Consider the following 3,764-nt stretch of genomic DNA (forward strand, 5'->3'; position numbering starts at 1 on the left):
CTTTTCGAGAGCCTGGATACCGAATTCGCCAAAGGCGATATAGTTGCCACGAGAGGCGACGCCCTTCATGCGCCCTTTCATCTGCTTACGATGTAATGTTCTTTTAGGACTCAGCATAATTACTTCTCTCTCTTGTTGTCGTTCATGACGTCCTTGCCAATCTTTTCACCGTGCATGATCCACACCTTGATACCGATGGCACCATAGACGGTCTTTGCAATGGCAGTTGCGTAGTCGATGTCAGCACGAAGAGTGTGCAGAGGCACGCGGCCTTCGGCATACTTTTCAACGCGGGCGATTTCGGCACCGCCGAGGCGGCCACCGCACTGCACCTTGATTCCTTCAACGCCCATGCGCATAGCGGACTGGATAGCGCGCTTCATGGCACGGCGGAAAGAAATACGCTTTTCGAGCTGGCGGGCAATGTTTTCAGCGACGAGCTTGGCATCCGTTTCCGGACGCTTGATTTCGTGGACTGCAATATAGATTTCTTTACCGGTGAGGAACTGGAGTTCGCCCTTCAAGCGTTCCAATTCTTCGCCCTTCTTACCGATAACGATACCCGGACGGGCGGTAAAGAGGTTCACGTTCACCTTCTTGACGGTACGTTCGATGCCGACCTTGGAAAGGGAGGCATGTTCGAAACGCTTCATCAAGTAGCGACGGAGCACGATATCTTCATAGAGAAGATCGGCAAACTTGTCTTCGGCATACCACTTGGATTCCCAACCGCGGATAACGCCAAGACGAAGACCATTGGGATGACTCTTGTGACCCATGTTAATTCTCCTTGTCTGCGACGACGACGGTTAAGTGGGAGAGCGGCTTTTCGATACGGAAAGCACGGCCCTGGGAACGCGGGTGAATGCGCTTCATGATCGTGCCACCATCAGCGGTGATGGTCTTGATCACGATTTCTTCGGCGGAAACCGGAGCGGTAGATTTCTGCTTCAGGTTCGCAACGGCGGACTTGAGAGCATTTTCAACCAGCGGAGCACCCTTGGTCTGCGTACGGAGGATGGAGAGCATCGCGAAGGCTTCGCTAACGGACTTGCCGCGAACGAGATCGACAACGCGACGGAGCTTGCGAACGCCGTAACGGACGTTTTTTACTTTAGCTACAGCTTGCATTATTTCTTGCCTCCAGCAGTTTCAGTCTTGCGGTGACCACGGAACGTACGGGTCATAGAGAATTCGCCGAGCTTATGGCCAACCATGTTTTCGGTGACATAGACCGGGATGAACTGCTTGCCGTTATAGACGGAGAAAGTAAGTCCGACCATATCCGGGACGATTGTGGAACGACGGGACCAGGTCTTGATAGCCTGTTTCTTGTCGGAACCGGCCATCGCCTGGGCCTTGCTGAGAACGTGGGAATCCACGAACGCACCTTTCTTAAGGGATCTAGACATGAATTAGGCCCTCTTCTGACGATGACGTACGATGAACTTATCGGTACGCTTGTTGTTACGAGTTTTTGCACCCTTAGAGTTCTTGCCCCAAGGAGAGCACGGATGACGACCACCAGAGGTACGACCTTCACCACCACCGAGGGGGTGATCGACCGGGTTCATAACGACACCACGGACGGCCGGGCGCTTGCCGAGCCAGCGAGAGCGGCCTGCAGAACCCGAGGATTCATTCATGTGATCGATATTGGAAACCTGGCCAACGGTAGCGAGGCAGTCTTCCGGGATGTAGCGGACTTCGCCACTCGGAAGCTTGACCTGGCAGAGCTTGCCGTCCTTGGCAACCAGTTCAGCACCGGCACCAGCGGAACGAGCAATCTGGGCACCCTTGCCCGGCTTCATTTCGATGTTGTGGATAACCGTGTTCAGCGGAATATCGCGGAGAGGGATAGCGTTACCTACGCGGAATTCTGCGCCTTCGCCAGAATTCAGCACATCGCCAACCTTGATGTCGGCCGGAGCGATGATGTATGCGCGCTTGCCGTTTTCGTACTTGACGAGAGCGATACGGGCAGTACGGTTCGGATCGTATTCAATCGTTTCGACAGTGCAGGAGAGACCAGCAAACTGACGCTTGAAATCAATGATACGATACAGTTTCTTGTGACCACCACCACGACGACGGGAAGTAATTTCACCAGCATTGTTACGGCCGGAGCTACGCTTGATACCTTCGGTAAGCGGCTTGTACGGCTTTTCGGCAGTGATTTCCTTGCGGTCACCAATCTGCTTGTAACGCAGTGTCGGGGTAATCGGGCGATAAGATTTCAGACCCATGGTTATACTCCTTCAAACTCGGCAATCTTTTGCCCGGCCTTGAGTGTGATGTAGGCCTTCTTCCAGTTCGGTTTCTTGCCAGCGACCATACGGACGCGCTTAATCTTGCCGCGGTTGATCAAAGTATTGACCTTAGCGACCTTGACGTCAAAGCGCTTTTCGATAGCGGCCTTGATATCGTCCTTGCTAGCGTCCATGGCAACCTTGAACACGTACTTGTGCACATCGGTACGACGATTGACCATGTTCTTCATGGTTTCTTCGGTGACGTGCGGAGCAACGAGGATTTCACGAATTTCTTTCATTAGCGGCCTCCTTCAAGTTCTGCAAGAGCAGCCTGAGAGATGACAACATTGTTCGCACGGACGATGTCGTAAGTATTGACATCTTCGACGCGGGCGCAACGGCACCAAGGAATGTTGTTGGAGGAGAGATAGAGGTTCGCATCCTTAGCGCTCACGACAAACAGAGCATTGCGCTGTTCGACGCCAGCCTTATTGAGGACAGCGAGGAGATCCTTGGTCTTCGGGGCAGCGAAGCTGAGAGCTTCGAACACGAGGACCTTGCCTTCCTGGGCCTTTGCAGCGAGTGCAGAGTGGAAAGCGATCTTCTTGACCTTCTTGTTTACCTTTTCGAAGTAGTCATGGGACTTCGGACCGTGAGCCTTGGCACCACGAACCCAAACTGCAGAGGTGTTCTGGCCGGAACGAGCGCGACCCGTACCCTTCTGCTTCCACGGTTTCTGGCCACCGCCGCTGACTTCGGACTTGGTCTTGGTCTTTGCGGTTCCCTGACGGTTGTTGTTCAGGATAGCCTTGATGTGGAGGTACATGCAGACCTTGTTGACTTCCTGGTCGAAGAGAGCCGGGAGCTGGATATCATTCTTGAAATCGCCAGTAGCGGCGAAAAGCTTTGCACTAGCCATTAGTCTTTCCTCACCACGATAATGCTGTTCTTCGGACCCGGGACAGCGCCACGGACGAAGATCAGGTTGCGGTCGCCATCAACTTTGACGACCTGGAGGTGCTTCACGGTCACTTTCTTGTTGCCGTACTGACCAGCCATACGCTTACCCGGGAAAACACGACCCGGATAGGAGTGAGCGGACGTACCACCCGGTTCACGCATGTTGTGCGTACCATGGGAACGAGGACCGCTGTGGAAACCGTGGCGCTTGATAGTGCCAGAGAAACCATGACCCTTGGAGATGCCGGAGACGTTCACCGTCTTAGCATCGGCGAAGTCGGCAGCGCCGAATTCCTTGCCAACCGGCCAGGATTCGAGATCAGCGACATCAAATTCGGCGAGGTGTTCGCGAACAGCAACATCAGCCTTCTTGAAATGGCCGATTTCTGCCTTGTTGGCACGCTGTTCCTTCTTGAGACCAAAGCCGATCTGGACAGCAGTATAGCCGTCCTTTTCTTCTGTCTTGTGGGAAACGACCACGCACGGACCGGCTTCGAGAACCGTGACAGGGACGCATTCGCCCTGTTCCGTGAACACTTGGGTCATTCCCAA

General features: G+C 53.9%; 8 protein-coding genes. All 8 read right to left on the reverse strand.

Going from position 1 to position 3,764, the window contains the following annotated elements; all coding sequences use genetic code 11:
• On the reverse strand, positions 1-117 hold a 117-nt coding region (locus IK012_RS06630; RefSeq protein ID WP_367273782.1), incomplete at its 3' end, for a ribosomal protein L16.
• A 2-nt stretch (positions 118-119) separates the two neighbouring features.
• Positions 120-779 (reverse strand): 30S ribosomal protein S3, encoded by a 660-nt coding sequence (gene rpsC, locus IK012_RS06635; protein ID WP_290952189.1) that lies wholly within the window; start codon positions 777-779, stop codon positions 120-122.
• A gap of 1 nt (position 780) precedes the next feature.
• Complete coding sequence (gene rplV, locus IK012_RS06640; protein ID WP_290952192.1) at positions 781-1,131, reverse strand: 50S ribosomal protein L22; 351 nt, start codon at positions 1,129-1,131, stop codon at positions 781-783.
• Positions 1,131-1,412 (reverse strand): 30S ribosomal protein S19, encoded by a 282-nt coding sequence (gene rpsS / locus IK012_RS06645; RefSeq protein ID WP_290952195.1) that lies wholly within the window; start codon positions 1,410-1,412, stop codon positions 1,131-1,133. Before rpsS ends, rplV begins: the two co-directional genes overlap by 1 nt.
• Before the next feature lie 3 nt (positions 1,413-1,415).
• Positions 1,416-2,246, reverse strand: coding sequence for a 50S ribosomal protein L2 (gene rplB / locus IK012_RS06650; RefSeq protein ID WP_290952198.1), 831 nt, complete (start codon positions 2,244-2,246; stop codon positions 1,416-1,418).
• Between the two features lie 2 nt (positions 2,247-2,248).
• A complete protein-coding gene (gene rplW, locus IK012_RS06655) occupies positions 2,249-2,551 on the reverse strand; it encodes a 50S ribosomal protein L23 (protein ID WP_290952200.1) in 303 nt (100 codons plus the stop codon).
• Positions 2,551-3,171: a 50S ribosomal protein L4 gene (gene rplD / locus IK012_RS06660; RefSeq protein WP_290952203.1), complete on the reverse strand. Its 621-nt coding sequence runs from the start codon at positions 3,169-3,171 to the stop codon at positions 2,551-2,553. Before rplD ends, rplW begins: the two co-directional genes overlap by 1 nt.
• Positions 3,171-3,764, reverse strand: a 594-nt coding sequence (rplC, locus tag IK012_RS06665; RefSeq protein WP_290952206.1) for a 50S ribosomal protein L3, incomplete at its 5' end; no start/stop codon positions are given. The genes rplC and rplD, both read right to left, overlap by 1 nt.

Origin of the sequence: Fibrobacter sp. (assembly GCF_017551775.1) — a bacterium.
Taxonomy (GTDB): Bacteria; Fibrobacterota; Fibrobacteria; order Fibrobacterales; family Fibrobacteraceae; genus Fibrobacter.

Excerpts from the sequence above, each read along its gene's own strand:
- rpsC (WP_290952189.1), bottom strand. The coding sequence starts at position 779 with ATGGGTCACAAGAGTCATCCCAATGGTCTTCGTCTTGGCGTTATCCGC.
- rplV (WP_290952192.1), bottom strand. The coding sequence starts at position 1,131 with ATGCAAGCTGTAGCTAAAGTAAAAAACGTCCGTTACGGCGTTCGCAAG.
- rpsS (WP_290952195.1), bottom strand. The coding sequence starts at position 1,412 with ATGTCTAGATCCCTTAAGAAAGGTGCGTTCGTGGATTCCCACGTTCTC.
- rplB (WP_290952198.1), bottom strand. The coding sequence starts at position 2,246 with ATGGGTCTGAAATCTTATCGCCCGATTACCCCGACACTGCGTTACAAG.
- rplW (WP_290952200.1), bottom strand. The coding sequence starts at position 2,551 with ATGAAAGAAATTCGTGAAATCCTCGTTGCTCCGCACGTCACCGAAGAA.
- rplD (WP_290952203.1), bottom strand. The coding sequence starts at position 3,171 with ATGGCTAGTGCAAAGCTTTTCGCCGCTACTGGCGATTTCAAGAATGAT.